Origin of the sequence: Sciscionella sediminilitoris, assembly GCF_000737195.2 — a bacterium.
GTDB lineage: Bacteria > Actinomycetota > Actinomycetes > Mycobacteriales > Pseudonocardiaceae > Sciscionella > Sciscionella sediminilitoris.
The window spans coordinates 72,913-94,993 of the sequence record NZ_JALM01000036.1 but is presented as its reverse complement, the minus strand read 5'-3'; the positions used below and the strand labels follow the sequence as shown (position 1 = coordinate 94,993).

Below are 22,081 nucleotides of genomic sequence, written 5' to 3'. Positions count from 1 at the left end.
CCTTCTCCTTACCCAAGCACGCCGAGTAATCGGGTGATCTCGGCTGCGACGGCCGCCCTCGCGGGACCGAGGTATTTCCTCGGATCGACCAGGTCCCCGTCGGCGTCGAGGCTATCGCGGACGGTCTTGGTAAGTACCTTGTTCAGTTGAGTCGCGATATTAATTTTTCGCATCCCCGCCGCGACGGCCCCGGCGATCCCCTCATCGGAAACGCCCGAGGATCCGTGCAGCACAAGGGGAACCGGGACCGCGTCCCGCAGCCGCGCGATCAGTTCCTCGTCGAGCACGGCATCCCTGCTGGTCATGGCATGCGAACTGCCCACTGCCACGGCGAGTGCGTCCACCCCGGTCTCGGCGACGAAGGCCTTCGCCTCTCCCGGATCCGTGCGCACCCATGGGGCGTGCGCGCCGTCCTTGCCACCCACCTCGCCGAGTTCGGCCTCCACGAGCACCCCGGCGGCGTGGCAACGTTCGACGACTGTCCGTGTCCGCGCGACATTCTCCGCGTAGTCCATTGTGGACGCGTCGAACATCGCCGAGCCGAACCCGAGCTCCACCGCCTCCGCGACGAGTTCCTCGCTCTCCGCGTGGTCCAGGTGCACCGCGACCGGAACCGGGGCCTGCTCGGCCGCCCGCAGCGCCGCACTGCCGAGCGGGGCGAGCCCGCCGTGGTAGCGCACGGTGTTGTGGCTGATCTGCAGGATGACCGGGGTGCGCGCGGCCGCGGCCCCGGAAATGATGCCCTCGATGTGTTCGAAGGCGATGATGTTGAACGAGCCCGCGCCCCGGGAGTGGGCGACCGCGTCCGCGAGGACCTCGCTCGTCGGTACCAGTGGCATCTACGCCTCCACCTGATTCGTCGTGACCCGCGCGCGAATCGCACGGTAATACTCGAGATCCACCGAACCGGCCAGTGGCGCCCGCACCGCGGCCGCGGAAAGGGCGACCGCCTCGGTCAGCGTCTCGGCGAACGGGCGCCCCGTGGCCAGTCCCATGGCGAGCGCGGCGACACAGGCGTCCCCGGCACCGGTCGGATTGCCGTGCACGGTTTCCGGTGGGCGCGCCCGCCAGGCCCCGGTGTCGTCCACGCCGAGCAGCCCCTCGGCGCCGTAGGAGGTCACCACAGCGCAGCCGTATTTCCGGTGCACCGCACCGGGATCCGGGGATCCGGGCAGCTCGGCGAGCTCGGCGTCGTTCGGCTTCACCAGCCGCGGGCGCGCGGCGAGCCCTTCGGCGAGCGCAGGGCCCGAGGTGTCCAGGATCGCGGGCACTCCGGCGCGTTCGGCAAGCCGCACCAGTTCGGCGTAGCCGTCGACCGGGACACCGGGCGGGAGGCTGCCGGAAAGCACGAGCACCCGGGCCGAATCGAGCGCCTCGGCCACCATTTCCGTGCAGGCGCGCCATTCCCCGGCGCTCAACTCCGGTCCCGGCTCGTTCACGATCGTCGCGCTGCCATCCGATTCCGCGCGCAGGGTCACCGTCTGCCGGCATTCGCCCGCGACCGGAACGAACCGGTTGGCCAGCCCGGACTCCCCGAGCTCGCGGGCGATGAAGTCCCCGTTCGCACCGCCCGCGATCCCAAGCGCCACAACGGGTTCACCGAGGGAGTGCAGTACGCGCGCCACGTTGACCCCTTTACCGCCCGCGCGCTTGTCCACCCGCTGCGGGCGAAGCGTCTCGCCGATCCGCACCTCGGGAAGGCCGTAGGTGACATCCACGGCGGGATTCGGGGTGACGGTGACGATCACGAGCTGAGCCTCCGCGCGAGTAGTGCGGCACCGACACAGCCCGCCGATGCACCGAGCGTGGCCAGCCGAAGCACCGGCCTGCGATGGAAGGTGAGCCGTTCGTCCAGCCGGGCGGCGAGTGGTTCGAGCAGTCGGGCGCCCGCCCCGAAAACCCCGCCACCGCACACGATCACCTCGGGGCCGAGAATCGTGGTGGCCGCCGCTAGGGCGACGGTGAGCGCGTCGAGCAGCTCGTCCCGCACCGCGGCGCAGTCCGCATCCGTGCCGCCGAGGATGTCCTCGCTGCCGGCCCGGATTCCGGTCCTGCGCTCGTATTCGGCGGCGATCGCCGGACCGGTGGCCACGGTCTCCAGGCAGCCGGTCGCCCCGCAGACACAGGTTTTCCCGGTCCCCACATCGAGATGCCCGAGCTCACCGGCATAACCACCGGAGGAATAGGTCCGGCCGTCGATGGTGAGCGCGGACGCGATCCCGGTACCGATGGGCAGGAACAGGGATGTGGAAAACCCTTTGCCCGCACCGAGAACGGCCTCCGCGAGCCCGCCGGCGCGCACATCGTGCCCGAACGCGACCGTTTCCCCGATCCGCTGTTCGAGCAGCGCGTGCAGCGGGGCGTCCCGCCAGCCGAGGTTGCCGGAGAAGCGGGCGATCCCCGCGGCCTCGTCCACCACACCGGGCAGGGCGATGCCGATCCCGGTCACCGGGGCATCGGCCTTTTCCCGCAGCGCGGCGACCACATCGGCGGCCTCCTCGGCGACCGCGCCCGCCGGATCCCCCGCGTCCACCGGGGTCGGGCGGCCGCACTGCTCGGTGCGCGCGTACGCCTCGTCGAACAGCGCGGCCTTGATCGAGGTCCCCCCGACATCGACGCCGATCACCAGCCCGCCAGTCATGGTCACTCCAGTACGACCGAGCGGGAGAGGTGGCGCGGCTGGTCCGGATCGAGCCCGTGGTGCTCGGCGATGGCGACCGCGAGCAGCTGGGCGCGCACCAGGCTGGCGAGCGGATCGATGTCCTCGTGCACGATCCGGGCTCCGGTGGCGCGCACATCCTCGGTGAGGCCATCCGGGACCTCGCCGAACATCCACACCACGCGGCCCGGTGCGGCGATGCTGATCGGGCCGTGCCGGTACTCGTGCGCCGGGTAGGACTCCGCCCAGCTCCGGGACGCCTCGCGCATCTTCAGCGCCGCCTCGTTGGCGATCCCGACGTTCTGCCCGGTGCCCACGAAGGTGAACTGCTCGGCGTCCACGAGTTCGCGGGTTTCGGTGTCCAGCACCCGCTGCGCCTGATCCGCTGCCGGGAGCACATCCACGCCGAGGTGGGTGCGCAGCAGCGCGAGCGCGCTCGTGGCGAACCGGGTCTGCACCACCGAGCGTTCATCGGCGAACCGCAGATCGATCACCTCGCGGGCGCGGTCCCCGATCGCCTCGGGCACCCCGGTGAGCACGGTGCTGCGGGCCGGATCGAGCGAATCGAGCAGGTGCAGCACCTCGGTCGTGGTGCCGGATCGGGTGATCGCCACGACCCGATCGTAGGCGCGGCCCTTGGGCATCTCCGAGGCCGCGAAGGCATCGGTGATCCCCTGCCCGCGCGCCTCGCGCAGCGCGGCATAGGACTGCGCGATGAACCACGAGGTGCCGCAGCCGACGACCGCGACCCGCTCGCCCTTCTCGGGCAACCCCGCGACGTCCTGCGCCAGTGTCGCGATCTTGCGCCAGCATTCCGGCTGACTGGCGATCTCGTCCCTCACGAACATACCTGCTCCATTCTCCCAAGACTCAGTTAAGCTGCGCGTTATTGCTCTGTCAATGCCTGTTTCGAACATATTTTTGCAACCTCGCTGCAGCCCGCCGGAGCCGCCCTTGACGAGTGGCCCAGGACACACCAAAGATGATCAGCGGGCATCGAAGATGTGCAGAACATCGAAGAAACGGCGGTGCGCGATGGGGCGCTCACTTGGTCGCAGCGGTGTGCTCGTCTGCTGTGTGGTCGCGGCGTTACTGCTCGGCATGGCGGGCAGCGCATCGGCAGGGCAATGGCACCGGAAGAGCCCGCCGATCTCCACCCCGTGGACCGATGCGGTCGGCCCGGGCAATGCCCTTCCCGAGTACCCGCGCCCACAGCTGCAGCGGGAACGCTGGCTCAATCTGAACGGGCTCTGGCAGTACGGCACGAGCAGGGACGCGCTCGACGAGCAGATCCTGGTCCCCTATTCCCCGGAATCGGCGCTGTCCGGAATCCAGCGCCATGACGACCGGATGTGGTATCAGCGCAGCTTCACCGTGCCGAATTCCTGGCGCGGGCAACGGATCCTGCTGCACTTCGGCGCGGTGAGCCAGGAAGCCACGGTGTTCGTGAACGGCAAGCAGGTGGCCAGCCATCGCGGCGGATACGGCGCCTTCTCCGCCGATGTCACCGATGCCATCCGCGGCACCGGTCCACAGCAACTCACCGTTTCGGCGCGCGCGGATGTGGAGAACGGCGCATATCCGATCGGCAAGCAGCGCATCAAACCGGGCGGGATCCTCTACACCGCGAGCTCGGGAATCTGGCAGACCGTGTGGGCCGAACCGGTCCCGAGCACGCACCTGTCCAAGCTGGACGTCACCCCCGATCTGGAGAACGGCGCCTTCCGGGTCACCCCACGGGCCACCGGGCACGCGGCCGTCGAGGTCACGGTGCGGGAGAAATCCGGGCGCCTGGTCGCGAAGGGCATCGGAGCAGCGGGGAAGACCCAGCAATTGCGGATCGCGCACCCGCACCTGTGGAGCCCGGAGAATCCCTACCTCTACGACATCCGCGCGCGGGTGCTCGGCAGCGGGGATTCGGTGCGCAGCTACGCCGGGATGCGCGAGATCGGCATCAAGAAGGACAGCCAGGGCCGCCCGCGGATGGCGCTCAACGGCAAGATCGTGTTCCAGCACGGGCCGCTCGACCAGGGTTACTGGCCGGACGGGATCTACACCGCGCCGACCGATTCCGCGCTGCGCTACGACCTCGAACAGACCAAGGCGCTCGGCTTCAACATGGTGCGCAAGCACACCAAGGTGGAGCCCGCACGGTGGTACTACTGGGCGGACAAGCTCGGATTGCTTGTCTGGCAGGACATGCCCGCGCTTCCCATCGATCTCGGTATCCCGCCGGAGCAGAGCCCGCCGCCCACCGCGGCACAGCGGGCCAATCTGCAGGACGGCCTCCGCGAGCTGATCGACCAGCACCGCAGCGACACCTCCATCGTCACCTGGGTGCCGTTCAACGAGGGCTGGGGCGAATTCGACACCGCACGCATCGCCGAGGAGACCAAACGCCTCGACCCGACCCGGCTCGTGAACGCCGACAGCGGGGTCAACTGCTGCTACTCGGAACCGGACACCGGGGCGGGCGATATCTACGACGATCACACCTATGTCGGCCCGGGCAAACCGGCCGTGCGGGATGCGCGCGCGGTCGTGGACGGTGAATACGGCGGGCTCGGACTCGTGCTCGACGGCCACGTCTGGCCGGGCAAACCGCAGGCCTACGAAATGGAGAAAACACAGCAGCAGCTGACCCGGCGGTACGACGAGGTCAGCAAGGATCTGGCGAAAACGGTGCGGGACAACGGATTGTCCGCGGCCGTCTACACCCAGACCACCGATGTGGAGAACGAGGTCAACGGGCTCATGACCTACGACAGGCGGATCGTGAAAGCGGATCCGCGGACCGTGCGAGCCGACAATCTCGCGGTGATCAAGGCAGGGACAGAATGAACATCAGCAGGCGAGCCGCACTGACCACCGCGATGGCGGCCGGGGCGACGGTGGCCGGGGCGAGCGCGGCTTCGGCTTCGGCACAGCAACCCGTTGCCGCGCAAGCAAAGCAGGTCGGCGAGAACGGCGCGGTCTACCGGCTCCGGCGCGGTTCGCACGAGGCCGTGATCACCGGGGTCGCCGCCGCGCTGTACTCCTGGAAGGTGGACGGCGAGGAAATCCTGGCCACCCATGATCCACGGGTGATGGGCGAGGCCGGTTATCAGGGGAAAACCATTCTCCCGTGGTGCAACCGGATCGCGGCAGGTAAGTACACCTTCGAGGGCACCGAATACCAGGTGCCGATCAACGAGGTGGCCAAGAACACCGCACTGCACGGGCTGCTGAATTTCGTGGAATGGGAACTCGTGCACCACGACGGGCACCGGCTCGTCCTCGAATACACCGAACCACCCTCCTACGGCTATCCGTTCCACCTCCGGTTCCGCATCGGCTACACGATGGACCGCGACGGATTGCAGTGCACGCTGAGCGCGCGCAATATCGGCACCACCAACGCTCCGTTCACCACGGCGACCCACATTTACGTCGCCGCCCCACCCGGTGGGCACGTGGACGATCTGGTCGTGGAACTGCCCGCGGCGAGCTATTACCTCGTGGACGACAATCTGATCCCGACCGGGAAAGCAGCGGTCGCCGGTACCGAATACGATTTCCGCGCACCCCGCAAGATCGGCGCGCAGAAACTCGACACCGCGTTCACCGATGTGACAACGCAGAACGGCCGCTCGCATGCGATCGTGCGCAGGCCGGGCTCGGTGGACATCGAGCTGTGGATGGACGCCGGGCACAACTACTACCAGATGTACAGCGACGACAGCCCTTCCATACCGCGCCCGAAACGCATCGGCCTCGCGCTCGAACCCATGGTCGGCGCCCCGAACGCGTTCAACACCGGGGACGGACTCATCACGATCGCGCCGGGCAGCGCATGGGAGGGCAGCTGGGGACTGCGCGCCGTATAGCTCACCGGCTGGTTATGCTCCCTGCTCACGTACCGCTACAGGGAGGTAACCGATGCGATTCACCACACTGATCGGCAAGGCCGCTGCCCTGGCCGCGTTCACCGGCCTCGCGGTCGCGGGCACGAGCGCCGCCGCGACGAAGGGGGCAGAGCCGCTCGGTGGCGAGGCAGGCGGAAACCACAGCACACACGCCGGGCTGATCGTGATCAACCCACAGGGCAGCGACAGCCTGATCGAGATCGACCGCGCGATCAACCTCGACCTGACGCTGATCAATATCGGCGGCGACCGGAAGAACTAGCCGATTCCGAGGTCCGCGTAGAGCGCGCGGACCAGGCCGATGCTGCGCGGATCCTGACCGCTCGTGCCGCCGCCGAACGCGTTCATCGTGTAGGCGTAGGAAATCCGGTTCTCCGGGTCGGCGAAGGCATAGGACCCGCCCGCCCCGCCGTGCCCGAAGGCGCGCGGATTGGGCCCTGCCTGCCCCGCGCCGTTGAGCATGTACCCGAGCCCCCATGAGGTCGGCACCCCCGCACCGGCGAGCGGACCGATCACGAAGTCCCGCTCCCCCGGCTTGCTCTGGTTGGTGCGCATGGCTTCCATGGTCTGCTCACCGACGAGTTTGCCGTTCGCGAGCGCCCCGTACACGGTGGCCAGTCCGCGCGCGGTGGCCTGGGCATTGGCCGCGGGCACCTCGGCCGAGCGGTACTCCGCGCTGTTCACATCTCCCGGCGGGGCATGGGTCAGCGCGGCGAACAACGCGGCGAGCGGGTGCTCGTCGATGGACCGGATCGGTTCGCTCGGCCGGTCCGGGAACATCCGCTCGAGCACGGACCGGTCCAGCATGCCGATCATGTCCGCGCACCGGTGCTGCTGCTCGAGCGGGGTTCCGACGTACAGATCCGCGCCGAGCGGTTCGGTGATCTCCTCACGCAGAAAGGTGCCAAGCGAACGCCCGGAGATCCGGCGCACCACCTCGCCGACGAGGAACCCGAAGGTCACCGCGTGATAGCCCTGCGCGCTGCCCGGCTCCCACCACGGTTCGGTCGCGGCGAGCCGCGCGCACATGGTGTCCCAGTCCCGCACCTCGGTCTCGTCGAGCTGCTCGCGCGGCGCGATCAGCCCCGCGCGGTGGGAAAGCAGCCAGCGCACCGGGATCTCGGCCTTTCCCGCCTGTGCGAACTCCGGCCAGTACCGCGCCACCGGGGCGTCGAGGTCCAGCTCACCGCGGTCCACGAGCAGATGCGCGCACAGCGCGGTCATCCCCTTGGTCGTGGAGTACACGTTGACCAGGGTGTCCGCCTGCCACGGCCGGGTACGTGCGGCATCCGCGTACCCGTCCCAGAGGTCGACCACGGTCTCCCCGTCCACGGTCACCGCGACCGCGGCGCCGACCTCACCCCGCTCGGTGAAGTTCGCCTCGAACGCCGCCCGAAGCCGGTCGAATCCTGGTGCGCTTGTCCCGCTCAACGCCACGGTTCACCTCCACTTGTTACTTACCTTAAGTTACTATCACAGATATGCCGGGGAAAGCGGATACGCGCGAACTCACACAGGCGGCTTCGGCCATGGCCTACGCGCTGACCCGCGGGCGCATCCACGAGCGGATGGCCGAATCCTGCGGGGTTCGCCTCGAACGTGCCTCGGCCGCCCTGCTGCGCACCCTGGCCGGCGCGGGCACCCCGATGCGCACCAGCGATCTCGCCGAGCAGCTGCTGGTCCGCCCGCCGCACGTGACCCGCCAGGTCACCAGGCTCGCCGAGGAAGGTCTCGTGGAGCGCGCCGCGCACAGCAGCGATCGGCGCGCCAATCTGGTGCACATCACCAGAAAAGGCAGGAACGTGGTGACGAAGCTGGACGCAGCCACCCACGCCTGGCTGGAAACCGTGCTGCACGAGGTGCCCGCCGAGGATGTGCGCGCCGCCGCGCGGGTCATGCGCGCCGTGGCCGAAGGATGCGAGTCGTGATCTAGACTCGGTGGATGGCGCAGTACTACGACGTGCACCCGGAGAACCCGCAGCGGCGGAGCATCGGCAAAGCGGTCGACATCGTGCGCGGTGGCGGACTGATCGCCTATCCGACCGATTCCTGTTTCGCACTCGGCGCGCAGCTCGGCAACAAGGACGGAATCGAACGGATCCGATCCATCCGCAAACTCGATGACCGCCACCATTTCACCCTGGTGTGTGAGAGTTTCGCGCAGCTCGGACAATTCGTACACATCAACACCGCGGTGTTCCGCGCGATCAAGGGCGCGACCCCGGGCAGCTACACCTTTATCGTGCCCGCATCCGATGAGGTGCCCCGGCGGATGATGCACCCGAAGAAGAAGACCGTCGGCGTGCGCATTCCCGATCACACGGTGGTGCACGCCCTGCTCGCCGAACTCGGCGAACCGCTGCTCTCCAGCACCCTGCTGCTTCCCGGGCACGAGGAACCGATGACCCAGGGCTGGGACATCAAGGAAGAACTCGATCACGTGGTCGACGCGGTGATCGACTCCGGCGAGTGCGGCACCGAACCCACCACCGTGGTGGACTTCTCCTCCGGGGAACCGGAGATCATCCGCTACGGCGCCGGGGATCCCAGCCGGTTCGAATGAGTGCGCGCCGACTCAGACCGTGGTGACCGCGATTCCGTGCTCGCGCAGGGCGGCCAGCTCGGACTCGGGTGCCTCGGCATCGGTGATCACCTCGTGCACCCCGGAGCTCGGGCAGATCTGTGCGAAGGCGACCTTGCCGATCTTGGAGGAGTCGGCGACCACGACCACCCGCTCCGCGCGCGTGGTCATCAGCCGGTTGATGTCCGCCTCCCCTTCGTGGCTGGCGTAGGCGCCCCGGCTCGGGTGCAGCGCGTCGACCCCGAGGAAGAGGATGTCCATGTTCAGCTCGTCGATGATGCGCCCGGCGAGCGGACCGGTGAGCTCGAAGGACTGCTGACGCGCGACCCCGCCGGTGACCACGATCTTGATGTAGGGCCGTACCGCGAGCTCGCCCGCGATGTTCAGCGCATTGGTGACCACGGTGACGAGCGCGTCCTGCACCTCGGCGAGGTCGGTGCGCATCGCGACGGCGCGGGCGATCTCGGTCGTCGTGGTACCGCCGTTCAGGCCGATCACCATGCCCGGGTGCACCAGCGCCGCGGCATGCGCGCTGATCCGCTGCTTCTCCGGGGTGTGCCTGGCCGCCTTGTGCCGCAATGGAAGGCCATAGGCCACATTGCTGGCGACCGCGCCGCCCCTCGTCCTGGTGAGCAACTGCTGTTCGGCCAGATGATCCAGGTCGCGGCGTACGGTGGCGGCCGAGACGAGCAGCTCCTCGGCCATCTCCTCAACGTCGACCTTCTCCCTCCTGCCGACGATGTCGAGCAGGGTGGCCAGCCGTTCGTGCCTGTCCACGCGAACTCCCTACGGTGTGTCCTCGGCGTCGATATTCGCACACAACCTGCCGAGCAGCGCGCGCAACGAGCCGATTTCGGCCGCGGAAAACCCTGAACGCACCCTGGCGTCGAATTCCCGGGCCGCTTCGGCGAGCTCGGCGAACCGTGCCTCACCCGCCTCGGTCAGCTCCACGATATGCACCCTCCGGTTCGCCGGATCACGGCGCCTGGTGATCAGCCCGGATCGTTCCATCCCGTTGAGATGATGGGTCAGCGTGGCAGGTTCGATGCCGATTTCCGCTGCGAGCGCACGCTGGTTCGCCCCGGGATTGAGCTTCAGTTCGAGCAGCACGATCCAGGTCGAGAAGGAACCACCGGCCGCGTTCAGCGCCTCGTCGAACCCGCGCGCGATGGCCCGCGACACCCGGCCGACCGTGCGGCCGATGGGTTCCTCGCCCTTTCGAAACATCGGGCCAGTCTAGCAAGAACATCTAATCGTTAGACATCTAATGGCGTTAATTGCTTGCGCGCCCGCCACGATGGGTTACAGTGGTTGCCATGGGCACGCTCTGAGAACCTCTGATCCCGGGCTCTTCTGACGAGCAACCGGCATCGCCGCGCAGTTGACACGGCACAGCACTTTCACTGAACGCGGCCGAAATCTGTTACGCGCACGTGGGACACGTGTATCCAAGAGCGTCTTTCGAGGAGGTCCGCCATGGCGAAATCCGTCCATTCGAACGAATCCGTCAGCAAACTCGCCGCCGAACTGCCGAGCATCGAGGATATCCGCGCCGGTATGCACGGCAATATCCCCGGACAGCGGCCGACCGGCGAGAATGCCACGCAGCACGGCGGGCGCCCACGGCAATCGGGTGCCAAGGGTGCGCTGAAAGCCAAGGGGCGCAAGGACAATGCCCCGCCCGCCATACTGCGCAGAGGCCAGAACCGTTAATCCGCCTCGCGGGTCAGCAGCTCCACCATGTGGAGCGCGCGACGGTCGGCGAGCTGGTCGAGTTGCGTGCGGCAGGAGAATCCATCCGCAAGCACGACCGCCTCGCCGGCCTCGCGCACCGCGGGAAGCAGCGCGTTCTCGGCCACCTTGACCGAGACGTCGTAGTGCCCCCGCTCGACACCGAAATTCCCTGCGAGGCCACAACATCCGCCGACCGAGCGCACCTGCGCACCGGACCGTTTCAGCAGTTCCTCATCGGCCTGCCAGCCGAGCACGGCGTGCTGATGACAGTGCGGCTGGGCGACGACCTCGGTCCCGCTCAGGTCCGGCGGTGTCCACTGTGGACGGAACTTGCGCAGGAGTTCGGCCAGCGTGTACGTGGAACCGGCGATCTCCTCGACCCGTTCGAGCGGCATCTTCTTGGTGCCTCGCAACAGTTCCGCGGCATCGGAGCGGAACACGGCGGTGCACGAGGGTTCGAGGCCCACGATCGGGACACCGAGGCGCACGAACGGGTCGAGCTCGCGCATCGAGCGGCGGATCATCCGGCGCGCGGTGCTCAGCTGCCCAGTGGAGATCCAGGTCAGCCCGCAGCAGACCGGTTTCTCCGGGATGTGCACGGCGAACCCGAGTGATTCGAGGAACCGCAGTGCGGTGACCGCGACTTCGGGCTGGAAGTAGTTGGTGAAGGTGTCCACCCAGAGCAGCACCGGAGACTGACCGTCCACACGGGAGTTCCCGGTCCGGTTCTCCGCATACCAGGCGCGGAAGGTCTGCTCGGTGAACTGCGGCAGATCACGGCGTTTGTCGATGCCGCCGAAGAACTTGGCGATCGCGGCGAGCCCGCGGTTGCCGAGCGCGCCGTTCGCGAGCTTCGGCGTCTTCGAGGCGAGCCGTGCCCAGCGGGGCAGCCATCCGAGGCTGTAGTGCGTGGCGGGCCGCGGCCGGTGCCTGTACGCCTGGTGCAACGCCTCGGCCTTGTACGCGGCCATGTCCACCCCGGTCGGGCAGTCCGAGGCACATCCCTTGCAGGACAGGCACAGATCGAGCGCGTCCCGTACCTCGGGGGAACGCCAGCCGTTGCCGACGATCGAGCCGTTCACCATTTCCTGCAGGATCCGCGCCCGGCCGCGAGTGGAGTCCTTCTCCTCGCCGGTCGCCAGGTAGGAGGGACACATCACGCCACCGGATGCCGTGGTGTCCGCCCGGCACTTTCCGACCCCGGTGCAGCGGTGCACCGCCTCGGAGAAATCCCCGTGGTCGTGCGCGAACCGCAGCCCGAGCTTGCGGGTAACCGGTTTCGCCTCGGCCACCCGGATATCGGCGTGCACCGGGCGCGGGCGCACGATCACACCCGGGTTCATCAGGTCGAGCGGATCGAAAATCCCTTTGACCGCACCGAAAAGCCCGATCACATCCGGGGAGTACATCATCGGCAGCAGTTCCCCGCGCGCCCGGCCGTCCCCGTGTTCCCCGGACATCGATCCGCCGTGCCGCGCGACGAGTTTGGCCGCCTCGAACAGATACTCCCGGAACCGCGCGGGTCCACCGGTGCGATCCAGCGGGAAATCGATCCGCGCGTGCACACAGCCATCGCCGAAGTGTCCGTACGGCATCGAGGTCAGGTCGAATTCCTTCAGCAGTTCCTCGAACTCCCGCAGATAATCGCCCAGCTGCTCCGGTGGAACCGCGGAATCCTCCCAACCGGCGTGCGCGGGCCGGTTCTCCATGGAGCGCGCGGAAAGCCCGGAACCGTCCTCGCGGATACGCCAGAGCGCCGCCGCCTCGCGCGGATCGGTGACGATCATCGAATCGAGCGCACCCGCCTCACGGACCATACGTGCGGCGAGCGCGGAGAGCTCCTCCATCCGGCGCCCGGCGAGCTCGACCATCAGCCAGCCCTTGCCCTTGGGCAGTTTGGGCACCCGGCCCGCACCCTTGCGCTCCTGCACCACATCCACGATGCGCGCGTCCAGCCCCTCCATGGCGACCGGATTGTGCGGCAGCAGCGCGGGAACCGCGTCGGCGGCGGCGGGCATGTCCGGGTAACCGAGCACGACGAGCACCGAATCGGTCGGCCGCTCGACCAGGTTCAGCGTGGCCTCGGTGACGATGCCGAGCGTGCCCTCGGTGCCCACCAGGGCCTTGGCGAGATTGAAGCCGTTCTCCGGAAGCAGGTGCTCGAGCGAGTACCCGGAGACCTGGCGGCGGAACCGGCCGAACTGGGTGCGCAGTGTGGCGAGGTTTTCCCGCACCAGATCCGAGAGTGCGGCGAGCGTCGGTGAACCGGCCGGGTCCATCCCCCGCATCGCGGTGATCGACCGCCCCGTGCCGCTGAGCAGTTCGATGCTGACCACATTGTCCGCGGTGCGCCCGTAGCCGAGCGCGCGCGAACCGCAGGCGTTGTTGCCGAGCATCCCGCCGATCGTGCAACGGTTGTGCGTGGAGGGATCCGGGCCGAACCGCAGACCGTGCGGTGCCGCGGCCGCCTGCAGGGAGTCGAGCACGACCCCGGGCTGCACGGTCGCCGTGCCTGCACGCGGATCGATGTCCAGCACCCGGGCGAAGTGCTTGGTGAAATCGAGGATGATGCCCTTACCGACCGCATTGCCCGCGATCGAGGTGCCCGCGCCGCGCGGAGTGATCGGAGTCTTGGTCTCCTCGGCGACCTTGACCACCGCCGCGACCTCGTCCAGATCCCGCGGCCGCACGATGGCCGCGGGCGGCACCCGATACAGCGAGGCATCCGCCGAATACTCCGCGCGCGCGAGGCTCGACATGTCGAATTCCTCGATTCCCGCATCGCGTAACGCCCAGCCGAGATCCTCCATTGCGATTGCCTCGGTCACCGCTGACCTCTCCCTAGACTCTGTCGATCTCGTAGACCCTGTCGATCACGGGCAAGCATGCTTGGCGTGTATGTCCTGAACAATAGTGATGTGCATCTCTAGACCCAGCGCACCACGTTCGCCGGTGGCCGCTGCCCGAGCAGCGTAGCCACCATCTCGACCACATGCCTGGTTTCCCGGACCTGATGTGCGCGGAACATCGCCGCCCCGTCCCGTGCCGCCCAACCCGTCGAGGCGAGGGTGCCGGTCACTCGCTCATCGAGTTCGACATCCAGGGTCTCCCCGACGAAACCCTTGTTCGACATGGCCATCAGCACCGGCCAGCCGGTCCCGACCAGCTTGGGCACGTTCCGCAGTACTTCGAGGCTGTGGTGGCTGTTCTTGCCGAAATCCAGTGCCGGATCGATGAGGATGCCTTCGCGCGGTACACCCTTGGTCACGGCGCGTTCGGCCTGCTCCACCAGATCGTCGACCACGGCGCCCACCACATCCGCGTACTGCGGGCGCACCGGATCGGTCCGCGGCGCCAGTCCGCCGGTATGGGCGCACACATAACCGGCCCCGTACTGCGCGGCCACATCCACGATCTCCGGATCGGCCCCGCCCCAGCTGTCGTTGATCAGATCGGCCCCCGCGGCGCACATCCGGTCGGCCGCCTCGTGCCGCCAGGTGTCCACGCTGATCACCAGGTCCGGATAGGCCTCGCGGGCCCATTCGAGGGTCGGCAGCACCCGGTCGAGTTCCTGGGCCACGGTGACCTCGGGGCCGGGGCTCGCGGGCACGCCACCGAGGTCGATCACATCGGCGCCCTCCGCGATGGACGAGCCGATCGCGGTGCGCGCCGCCTCGTCGGCGTAGGTGATTCCGTTGTCATAGAAGGAATCCGGCGTCCGGTTGACGATCGCCATGATCAGTGCGCGGTCCCTGGCCACAGTACGACCACGGAAGGTGAGCTCTGGCACCCGATCGTCCTCCTTATCGTTCGACGAGATAACGCATGAGCAGCGTATCCGCTTGCGTGAGAACCGAGTCCAGCCGCAGCCGCGCGTCGACCGGTGCACCCGCCGCGATACGTCCGGCGGGCCCGGAAAGCAGCATCGGCGCCAGCGTCAGCCGCAGCTCGTCCACCAGCCCCTGCTCGAGCAGCGAACCGAACAGGGTCGGCCCGCCCTCGCAGTCGATCCGGTGCAGCCCGCGTTCCTCCAGCGCCGACCGCGCCGCGGCCAGGTCCACCCGATCCCGCCCGGCCACGATCACCTCGGAACCGGTTCCCGCCCACGCCCTGCGCCGCTCGACGGGAACATCACCGCAGGTCAGCACGATGCTCGGAGTCAGGACATCGGTCAGCACCGGCGCGTCCGGCGGGAGCGAGGGCCCCGTGCTCACCACCGCGATCGGGGCCACCGGGGCCAGCCCGTACTCCGCACGGCGGCGCGCGGTCAGTTCGTCGGGACGCATCCCGTGGAACCCCTCGCCGACCGCCGTGCCCGCGCCGAGCAGCACCACGTCCGCCAGGTCACCCCCGAGGCGGTACACCACGCGATCGGGTGGCGTGGACAGCGGAGCCGAATGCCCGCCCGATTCCACCGCCCCGTCCGCGCTCGACACGAAGTTCACCACCAGCCAGCGGTCCGGATAGGAATACCGCCGCTCGAGCGCCTGCTCATCGAGTTGGGCCTGCTCAGGCCAGATCTGCCACACATCCACCTCAATACCAGGCCGACCTCTACCCTGGTGGTCATGGCAACCAAATCGGCCCGTGGTCTGTTCGTCAAGCAAGCCCTGCGCAACCCGGGCGCGGTCGGAGCCGTGTGGCCATCCTCGAGGCAGCTCGCCGAAACCCTCGCCAAGATCGTGCCGACCAGGGGAAACCCCATCGTCGCCGAACTCGGCGCGGGCACCGGATCAGCCTGCGAGGCCATCGACGAACGCCTCCCCGAAGGCGGGCGGCACTTCGCCGTCGAGATCGACCCGAGCATGGCCGAGCACCTCGAACGCGAATATCCCTCCGTGACCGTGCTCCGCGGTGATGCCGCCGACCTCGGCAAACTGCTCGCCGAGCACGGAGTCGACGAACTCGACGCCATCGTGTGCGGGCTGCCCTGGTCCATCTTCGGCGACGCCAAACAGCGCGCCATCCTCGGCGAGATCCGCGCCATGCTGCCCAAACACGGATTCTTCGCCACCTTCACCTACCGGCACACCGCCATCCTCTCCGGGGCACGGCGGTTCCGCGCGCTGCTCGAGGAGAACTTCGACCAGGTGCACATCTCCCGCACCGTGGTGCGCAATGTCCCGCCCGCTTATGTGTACCTGTGCAGCGGGCGCCGCGAAGTGGAGCAGTAGCCAAACCGGCGCCATGGCAACGAATGATCCCCCAAGGAGCACCGCTCTGAAATGGCAGGACCACCCGGGTAGGTTGTCTAGGTATCCGACCATGTCATCGCGTACCTGGACGAATCCGGTTATCTCACGGCTCCCGGTCACCGGCTGTCCGTGATCGCCGCCGTACTGACTTCGATTGCCGATCATGAGGTGATCACCGAGATGATCCGGGCGGCTCAATTCCAGAACCGGCCGTGGCATTTCTACGACGAAACACCGAGCAGGCGCATCGAACTGGCAGCCGTAATCGCAGCCATGCCGCTGCACGGTGGATTCCTGCTCGCCGCTACGAGCACACCGACCGGGCAGGAGCGTGCGCGGGCACGGATACTGACGCAGCTCCGGCCGACGCTGCAGTTCCACGAACAGGTCGAGCATGTGGTGATGGAGACACGTGGCGGCGGAGACAAACATGATCGTCGTACCCTCGACCGCTTACGCCGATCCCGGACCGTCACATCCGCGCTGCGGATCGACCACCGCCCTAAACGAGAGCCGCTACTTCAGCTGGCGGACTTCGTGGCAAGCGCCTACGTCAGCGCACAGCATCACGGTGAAAGCAGGCCATGGGATCTCGTGTCTGAAGCCCACCCGATCGAACTGCTTGAACTACCCCCGAGATAACGCGAAACCGGGGGTCCCACGACGACGCGGGCACGCTCCCCGGCTCACTTCCGACCGCATCCGCGGATCGACCGGCGACTGCCAGCCGAGGTGCCAATGACCGCACACACAAAACGGCCCTCACACCGGAGTTTTTCTGGATGCGAGGGCCGTTTCGGCTGGTGTGGCGGCTGAAGGGTTCGAACCTTCGTAGGCAATGCCGACAGATTTACAGTCTGCTCCCTTTGACCACTCGGGCAAGCCGCCTTGCTGCGGCCACTTGGTGACCGCGCGAAGTACGATACCAACGACTCCGGGCGCTCTGCACGGGGGGTGGGCAGACTACGATCGGCTGGCGAGCAGACCAGGATGCCGTGCAGGTCGCGGCGGGAAGGGGCGATGACGATGGCCGATCCGTCGTTCGACGTGGTGAGCAAGGTCGACCGCCAGGAAGCCGACAACGCACTGAACCAGGCAGCCAAGGAGCTCTCGACGAGGTTCGACTTCCGCGGGGTGAACGCGGACATCTCCTGGGCCGGCGAGGAAGCGGTGACGATCGTCGCGGACACCGAGGAGCGGGTGCGCGCCGCGCTCGAGGTGTTCAAGGAGAAGCTGGTCAAGCGCGGCATCTCGCTGAAGTCCTTCGACGCGGGCGAACCGGAGCTCTCCGGCAAGGCGTACCGGATCAAGGGCACGATCGTCCAGGGAATCGAGCAGGACAAGGCGAAGCAGATCTCGAAGTATCTGCGCGATGAGGCACCCAAGGGCATCCAGGCGCAGATCCAGGGCGACCAGCTGCGGGTGACCGGCAAGAAAAAGGATGCGCTGCAGGACGCGATCGCGCTGCTGAAGAACAAGGACTTCGGCATAGCACTGCAATTCACGAACTACCGCTGAGGAATCCGATGAAAGGTATTGTGCTCGCCGGAGGTTCGGGAACGCGGTTGCACCCGATCACGCTGGCCACCTCGAAGCAGCTGCTTCCGGTGTACGACAAGCCGATGATCTACTACCCGATCTCGGTGCTGATGCTGGCCGGGATCCGGGACATCCTGCTCATCTCCACGCCGTCCGATCTGCCGAATTTCCAGCGCCTGCTCGGCGACGGGAGCCAGTTCGGGTTGAGCATTTCGTACGCGGAACAACCGGAACCGAACGGGCTCGCCGAGGCGTTCGTGATCGGCGAGGAATTCGTCGGAAACGACAGCGTCGCGCTCGTGCTCGGGGACAATATTTTCTACGGAAAAGGGTTCGGAAACGTACTGCACAAGCAGGCGGCCGAGCTGGACGGCTGCGTGCTTTTCGGCTATCCGGTCAAGGATCCGAGCCGGTACGGTGTCGGTGAATGCGATGCGGAAGGCAAGCTCGTCTCGCTGCAGGAAAAGCCGGAGAATCCGCGCTCGAACCGGGCGATCACCGGCCTTTATTTCTACGACAACGAAGTCGTCGAGATCGCGAAGAACCTGAAGCCCTCGCCGCGTGGCGAGCTGGAGATCACCGATGTCAACCTGGCGTACATGAACGCCGGGCGGGCCCGGCTGATCGACCTCGGCCGCGGGTTCGCCTGGCTGGACACCGGAACCCACGATTCGCTGCTCGAAGCGGGCCAGTTCGTGCAGGTGCTCGAACACCGCACCGGGGTGCGGATCGCGTGCCCGGAGGAGATCGCGCTGAAGATGGGCTACATCAGCGCCCAGGAATGCCTGGCACTCGGCGAGAAGCTCGCGAAGACCGGATACGGCGAGTACATCGTGAACCTGGCCAGGCCCCTGCTCTAATCGCGGGCCATCCGCTCCAGCCGCGCGATCCGGTCGGCGATCGGCGGGTGAGTGGAGAACATCTTGGACAGGCCCTCGGGGCGGAACGGGTTCGCGATCATCAGGTGCGCCTGGGAAACGACCTTGGGTTCCTGGACGAGCGGGGCGGCCCGGGTGCCGTACTCGAGTTTGCGCAGCGCGGAGGCGAGCGCGAGCGGGTCTCCGGTGAGCTCCGCGCCGGACTGGTCGGCCTGGTACTCGCGGGAACGGCTGATCGCCATCTGCACCACGGCGGCCGCGATCGGGCCGAGCAGCGCCATCAGCAGCATGACGAGCGGGTTCGGCCGGTCGTCGTCCCCGCCGAAGCCGAACATGCCCGCGAACATGGCGAGGTTCGCCAGCATGGAGACCAGCGAGGCCATCGCACCCGCGACGCAGGAGATCAGGATGTCGCGGTTGTAGACGTGCGACAGCTCATGCCCGAGCACGGCGCGCAGCTCGCGCTCATCGAGCAGTTCGAGGATGCCGTTGGTCGCGCACACCGCGGCGTGCCGTGGACTGCGCCCGGTCGCGAAGGCGTTGGGCGCGGCGGTCGGCGAGACGAACAGCGCGGGCATCGGCTGGCGCGCCTTGGAGGCGAGCTCGCGCACGATCCGGTACATGGTCGGCTGCTGGGCCTCGGAGACCGGCTGGGCGCGCATGGCCCGCAGGGCGAGCGTCGCGGAGTTGAAGTAGGTGTAGGCGTTCATCGCCAGCGCCACGACCACCGCGATGATCAGGCCGGTCCGCCCGAACAAGGAACCGATCACCACGATGAGCGCACTCATCCCGCCAAGCAGTACGGCGGTCTTCAGCCCATTGAAATGCTTGTGCACGGCGTTCCCTTTCGGAATCCTCCCCTTTGTCAAAGCTACTGTGTTCAACGGCTGTGCCCGGCCGTCAGGTTCCCGCCCGCCAGTATGTGGTCGGTCGCACCCGGTCACGCGGCAGCCCCGCCTCGAGCAGGAACCGGCGCAGCTCGTGCATGACCGTGCGCTCCCCGGCCAGCCAGACGTCCAGGCCCGGGTCCAGCTCGATCCCCGCCAGCGCGGCACGCAGCCGGCCGGGATCGGCAAGCTCACCGCCCTCGCGGTGCACCCAGGTCACCGGAACCGGCATGGGCTGGCGTTCGGCCTCGTCGGCGATCTCGACCAGGACCGTGACCGGGATCGCCGGGTTCAGCTCGGGCAGGGTCGCCTGGATCGCGGGCAGCGCGCTCTCGTCCCCGATCAGCAGGTAACCGCTCGCCTCCGGGTCCGGTTCATAGGCCGGGGACGGACCGACGAAGATCAGCTCGTCACCGGGGCGCGCGTCCCTTGCCCAGCTAGCGGCCGGGCCGGACTCGGCGTGCAGCACGAAGTCGATGTCCAGCTCGGTGGTCCGCGCGTCGAAGCGGCGGATCGTGTAGCTGCGCATCTCGGGGCGCACCGCGGCGAACGCGGCCCGCGCGGTGGTCGCGGTCAGCGGCTCGGGCAGTTCGGCACCCTCGGCGTAGAAGTACAGCACCACGTGCGAATCGGTGCCCGCGTTCACGAACTCGCCGAGGTCGCCGCCACACAGGGTGACCCGCTGCATCCCCGGAGTGATTCGCTCGGTGCGCAAGACCGGCGCGCGGAACAGCCGCGTCTGCGTGGGCCGGGCCCTTCTCCTGCTGCGTTGTTTCGTACCGCTCACCGGTGAAATGCTAAAGCCATGCTGTTCTCCTTCGAGGGCAAGACCCCGAACGTGCACGAGGACGCGTGGATCGCGCCGACCGCCACCCTGATCGGCGATGTGACCGTGGAGGCAGGCGCCTCGGTCTGGTACGGCGCCGTGCTGCGCGCCGACTTCGGCCCGATCCGCGTCGAGGAACGGGCGAACGTCCAGGACAACACCGTGATCCACTGCGCAAGCGCGGGCACCGTCATCGGCCGCGGCGCCACCGTCGGGCATTCCTGTGTGGTGCACGAGGCGCAGGTGGGAGCCGGGGCCCTGATCGGCAACGGTTCCACCGTGCTCGACGGGGCCACCGTCGGGGAAGCGGCCCTCATCGCGGCCGGTGCGCTGGTCCCGCCGGGCGCCGAGATCCCCGCGGGCATGACCGCCATGGGCGCACCGGCCAAGCGGATCGAGCCGATGAGCGAGACGGCGCGCGAGTGGGTGGAGCACAACAGCCGCATCTACGCGGAGCTCGCCGCGCGGCACCGGGCGAGCACCCGGGAGGTCTGAGACCGGCGAACGGTTCAGTCGTCGGCCATCACGGTGTACACCCGCACCTCCGCGGGCACCCCCTTCGCCCGGAACCACAGGCGTTTACGCAGTTCATGGCGATCGAGGTCGAGCTGCTCGTACATGCTGGACGAGACGAGCACCTCACCGGGCGCGGCAGCGGCGGCGACCCGGGCGGCGATGTTCACATCCGCGCCGAAGTAATCCCCGCCCAGTTTGCTCGGCTTGCCGAGGTGTGCACCGCAGCGCATCCGGGGCCGGTCCCCGTTGCTGGCCAGCGCGTCCACCGCGTCCCTGGCCCCGATCATGAACTCGAGCGCGCCGTCGGGCTCGGCGAACACCGCCATCAGGCCGTCCCCGAGGCGTTTCACCAGCCTGCCGCCGTGCATCCCGATCATCGGCTCGACCTCGGCGCTCACCTCGCGCAGCAAGGCCAGCGCGGCATCGTCGCCCACCTTGAGCGTCCAGTCGGAGAACTTGCCGAGATCGGTGAACACCAGGGACACATCCGCGGTGCCGACCGCGTTCGGCTGCGAGGAGGCGTAGGCCTGCCACACCTGCAGCGCGCCGAGCCCGAACTCCCGCAGGGCACTCGGTTTCCGGTTCGCGAGGTTGGCCAACTGCTGGCCGAGCACGTTCGAGGTGCGCGATCCGCTCACCGAGAGCGGGTCGCCGTAGCCGGGATCCCCGGGGAGCAGGGTGCGCACCCGTTCCACGAACGCGAGCAGCCTCGGATGCTGGTCCAGATACTCCAGCACCCGGCGACCGCGAGTGAATTGTCGACCCACCCTTCACATACTGCCAGTACGTCATGAATTCGCTTGCTCGGTGCGCACGCTCGCGAGCAAGGTCACCGCATGACCGAGGTTCGCGCGGCCACCCCCGCAGACGCCGAAGGCATCGCGAAGGCGCAGATTCGTGCCTGGCAGCACGCTTACACGGGACTGATGCCCGAGGAATTCCTGCGCACCCTCTCGGTGCTAGACCGGGCAAGCGATTTGCGCGCGAAACTCACCCGCACGGGCGGGGTCCGCACCCTGGTCGCGGTCGAGAAGGGCACCGTGCTCGGCTTCGCCAGCCACGGCCCGGACCGGGGCGAGGCGGGGATCGGCGAGCTGTACGCGCTGTACCTGGATCCGGACCATTGGCGGCGCGGGATCGGCACCCTGCTGCACACCGCGGCACTGCGCGAGCTGCTGGAGGCGGGCCATCGGGAGGCGGTCGTGTGGATGCTCGACGGGAACGAGCGGGCGCGCCGGTTCTACGAAGCGCACGGCTGGCGCGCGGACGGGGCGCGCAAGCAGGAGTCGATCCGGGGCAGCCCGCCACTGGAGGAGATCCGGCTGCACCGCTTGCTGGTGTGAAACGGAACTCGCGTACCG

25 protein-coding genes and 1 tRNA gene are annotated in these 22,081 nt (G+C 67.9%); 12 read left to right on the top strand and 14 right to left on the bottom strand.

Going from position 1 to position 22,081, the window contains the following annotated elements; all coding sequences use genetic code 11:
* Positions 1-8: 8 nt before the first annotated feature.
* From AD72_RS16870 to AD72_RS16855, 4 genes are read right to left on the bottom strand one after another with little or no spacing between them, the layout of a single operon-like run.
* Positions 9-839 carry a class II fructose-bisphosphate aldolase gene (locus AD72_RS16870; protein WP_031467478.1) on the bottom strand — a complete coding sequence of 277 codons (831 nt, stop codon included), beginning with the start codon at positions 837-839 and terminating at the stop codon, positions 9-11.
* Positions 840-1,748, bottom strand: coding sequence for a 1-phosphofructokinase family hexose kinase (locus AD72_RS16865; protein ID WP_031467477.1), 909 nt, complete (start codon positions 1,746-1,748; stop codon positions 840-842).
* Positions 1,745-2,641 carry an ROK family protein gene (locus AD72_RS16860; protein WP_031467476.1) on the bottom strand — a complete coding sequence of 299 codons (897 nt, stop codon included), beginning with the start codon at positions 2,639-2,641 and terminating at the stop codon, positions 1,745-1,747. Before AD72_RS16860 ends, AD72_RS16865 begins: the two co-directional genes overlap by 4 nt.
* 2 nt (positions 2,642-2,643) lie before the next feature.
* Positions 2,644-3,507, bottom strand: coding sequence for an SIS domain-containing protein (locus AD72_RS16855; RefSeq protein ID WP_031467475.1), 864 nt, complete (start codon positions 3,505-3,507; stop codon positions 2,644-2,646).
* A 187-nt stretch (positions 3,508-3,694) separates the two neighbouring features.
* Here AD72_RS16855 and AD72_RS16850 point away from each other — a divergent pair, with 187 nt between their 5' ends.
* Genes AD72_RS16850 through AD72_RS16840 form a run of 3 tightly spaced genes read left to right on the top strand, consistent with a single transcriptional unit; the run spans position 3,695 to position 6,826 of the window.
* Positions 3,695-5,500 carry a glycoside hydrolase family 2 protein gene (locus AD72_RS16850; protein ID WP_051898699.1) on the top strand — a complete coding sequence of 602 codons (1,806 nt, stop codon included), beginning with the start codon at positions 3,695-3,697 and terminating at the stop codon, positions 5,498-5,500.
* The gene (locus AD72_RS16845) at positions 5,497-6,525 is read left to right on the top strand and encodes an aldose 1-epimerase family protein (RefSeq protein WP_031467473.1); all 1,029 of its coding nucleotides are present in this window, start codon (positions 5,497-5,499) and stop codon (positions 6,523-6,525) included. Before AD72_RS16850 ends, AD72_RS16845 begins: the two co-directional genes overlap by 4 nt.
* Positions 6,526-6,577: 52 nt before the next feature.
* Complete coding sequence (locus AD72_RS16840) at positions 6,578-6,826, top strand: hypothetical protein (protein WP_031467472.1); 249 nt, start codon at positions 6,578-6,580, stop codon at positions 6,824-6,826.
* Here the strand turns inward: AD72_RS16840 and AD72_RS16835 are convergent.
* The gene (locus AD72_RS16835) at positions 6,823-8,001 is read right to left on the bottom strand and encodes a serine hydrolase domain-containing protein (RefSeq protein ID WP_031467471.1); all 1,179 of its coding nucleotides are present in this window, start codon (positions 7,999-8,001) and stop codon (positions 6,823-6,825) included. The genes AD72_RS16840 and AD72_RS16835 overlap by 4 nt on opposite strands.
* Positions 8,002-8,045: 44 nt before the next feature.
* On the opposite strand from AD72_RS16835, the gene AD72_RS16830 reads away from it, so the two are divergent.
* Both AD72_RS16830 and AD72_RS16825 read left to right on the top strand, forming a co-directional pair.
* Positions 8,046-8,492: a MarR family winged helix-turn-helix transcriptional regulator gene (locus tag AD72_RS16830; protein ID WP_082468987.1), complete on the top strand. Its 447-nt coding sequence runs from the start codon at positions 8,046-8,048 to the stop codon at positions 8,490-8,492.
* Positions 8,493-8,506: 14 nt separating this feature from the next.
* Complete coding sequence (locus AD72_RS16825) at positions 8,507-9,127, top strand: L-threonylcarbamoyladenylate synthase (RefSeq protein WP_020501174.1); 621 nt, start codon at positions 8,507-8,509, stop codon at positions 9,125-9,127.
* 12 nt (positions 9,128-9,139) lie between these two features.
* Here AD72_RS16825 and AD72_RS16820 read toward each other — a convergent pair whose 3' ends face one another.
* A complete protein-coding gene (locus AD72_RS16820; RefSeq protein WP_020501172.1) occupies positions 9,140-9,922 on the bottom strand; it encodes a DeoR/GlpR family DNA-binding transcription regulator in 783 nt (260 codons plus the stop codon).
* 9 nt (positions 9,923-9,931) lie between these two features.
* The gene (locus AD72_RS16815) at positions 9,932-10,372 is read right to left on the bottom strand and encodes a MarR family winged helix-turn-helix transcriptional regulator (protein WP_031467469.1); all 441 of its coding nucleotides are present in this window, start codon (positions 10,370-10,372) and stop codon (positions 9,932-9,934) included.
* A gap of 249 nt (positions 10,373-10,621) precedes the next feature.
* Here AD72_RS16815 and AD72_RS16810 point away from each other — a divergent pair, with 249 nt between their 5' ends.
* Positions 10,622-10,858 carry a hypothetical protein gene (locus AD72_RS16810; RefSeq protein WP_031467468.1) on the top strand — a complete coding sequence of 79 codons (237 nt, stop codon included), beginning with the start codon at positions 10,622-10,624 and terminating at the stop codon, positions 10,856-10,858.
* Here the strand turns inward: AD72_RS16810 and AD72_RS16805 are convergent.
* The 3 genes from AD72_RS16805 to AD72_RS16795 all read right to left on the bottom strand — a co-directional run bounded on the left by AD72_RS16805 (position 10,855) and on the right by AD72_RS16795 (position 15,414).
* Positions 10,855-13,689 carry an FAD-binding and (Fe-S)-binding domain-containing protein gene (locus AD72_RS16805; protein WP_031467467.1) on the bottom strand — a complete coding sequence of 945 codons (2,835 nt, stop codon included), beginning with the start codon at positions 13,687-13,689 and terminating at the stop codon, positions 10,855-10,857. The genes AD72_RS16810 and AD72_RS16805 overlap by 4 nt on opposite strands.
* Positions 13,690-13,805: 116 nt before the next feature.
* A complete protein-coding gene (folP, locus tag AD72_RS16800) occupies positions 13,806-14,669 on the bottom strand; it encodes a dihydropteroate synthase (RefSeq protein WP_031467466.1) in 864 nt (287 codons plus the stop codon).
* A gap of 13 nt (positions 14,670-14,682) precedes the next feature.
* Entirely contained in the window at positions 14,683-15,414 is a 732-nt protein-coding gene (locus AD72_RS16795; RefSeq protein ID WP_082468986.1) for a dihydrofolate reductase family protein, read from the bottom strand.
* Between the two features lie 33 nt (positions 15,415-15,447).
* Between AD72_RS16795 and AD72_RS16790 the strand changes: the two genes are divergently transcribed.
* Together AD72_RS16790 and AD72_RS16785 are read left to right on the top strand one after the other, a co-directional pair.
* On the top strand, positions 15,448-16,053 hold the full coding sequence (locus tag AD72_RS16790; RefSeq protein WP_031467464.1) for a class I SAM-dependent methyltransferase: 606 nt from the start codon (positions 15,448-15,450) through the stop codon (positions 16,051-16,053).
* Between the two features lie 96 nt (positions 16,054-16,149).
* A complete protein-coding gene (locus tag AD72_RS16785; RefSeq protein WP_197285002.1) occupies positions 16,150-16,716 on the top strand; it encodes a DUF3800 domain-containing protein in 567 nt (188 codons plus the stop codon).
* A gap of 164 nt (positions 16,717-16,880) precedes the next feature.
* Here AD72_RS16785 and AD72_RS16780 read toward each other — a convergent pair.
* Positions 16,881-16,962, bottom strand: a tRNA-Tyr gene (locus AD72_RS16780).
* 138 nt (positions 16,963-17,100) lie between these two features.
* Between AD72_RS16780 and AD72_RS16775 the strand changes: the two genes are divergently transcribed.
* Positions 17,101-17,592 (top strand): YajQ family cyclic di-GMP-binding protein, encoded by a 492-nt coding sequence (locus tag AD72_RS16775; protein WP_031467462.1) that lies wholly within the window; start codon positions 17,101-17,103, stop codon positions 17,590-17,592.
* Between the two features lie 8 nt (positions 17,593-17,600).
* Positions 17,601-18,473, top strand: coding sequence for a glucose-1-phosphate thymidylyltransferase RfbA (gene rfbA, locus AD72_RS16770; protein WP_031467461.1), 873 nt, complete (start codon positions 17,601-17,603; stop codon positions 18,471-18,473).
* On the opposite strand, the gene htpX is transcribed toward rfbA, so the two are convergent.
* Both htpX and AD72_RS16760 read right to left on the bottom strand, forming a co-directional pair.
* Positions 18,470-19,327 carry a zinc metalloprotease HtpX gene (htpX, locus tag AD72_RS16765; RefSeq protein ID WP_031467460.1) on the bottom strand — a complete coding sequence of 286 codons (858 nt, stop codon included), beginning with the start codon at positions 19,325-19,327 and terminating at the stop codon, positions 18,470-18,472. The genes rfbA and htpX overlap by 4 nt on opposite strands.
* Before the next feature lie 64 nt (positions 19,328-19,391).
* Positions 19,392-20,165 (bottom strand): siderophore-interacting protein, encoded by a 774-nt coding sequence (locus AD72_RS16760; RefSeq protein WP_156365233.1) that lies wholly within the window; start codon positions 20,163-20,165, stop codon positions 19,392-19,394.
* A gap of 18 nt (positions 20,166-20,183) precedes the next feature.
* On the opposite strand from AD72_RS16760, the gene AD72_RS16755 reads away from it, so the two are divergent.
* On the top strand, positions 20,184-20,699 hold the full coding sequence (locus AD72_RS16755) for a gamma carbonic anhydrase family protein (protein ID WP_031467459.1): 516 nt from the start codon (positions 20,184-20,186) through the stop codon (positions 20,697-20,699).
* Between the two features lie 14 nt (positions 20,700-20,713).
* Here the strand turns inward: AD72_RS16755 and AD72_RS16750 are convergent, their stop codons facing one another.
* A complete protein-coding gene (locus AD72_RS16750) occupies positions 20,714-21,487 on the bottom strand; it encodes an adenylate/guanylate cyclase domain-containing protein (protein ID WP_231644867.1) in 774 nt (257 codons plus the stop codon).
* Positions 21,488-21,556: 69 nt separating this feature from the next.
* Here AD72_RS16750 and AD72_RS16745 point away from each other — a divergent pair, with 69 nt between their 5' ends.
* Positions 21,557-22,063 carry a GNAT family N-acetyltransferase gene (locus AD72_RS16745; RefSeq protein WP_031467457.1) on the top strand — a complete coding sequence of 169 codons (507 nt, stop codon included), beginning with the start codon at positions 21,557-21,559 and terminating at the stop codon, positions 22,061-22,063.
* Positions 22,064-22,081 lie beyond the last annotated feature (18 nt).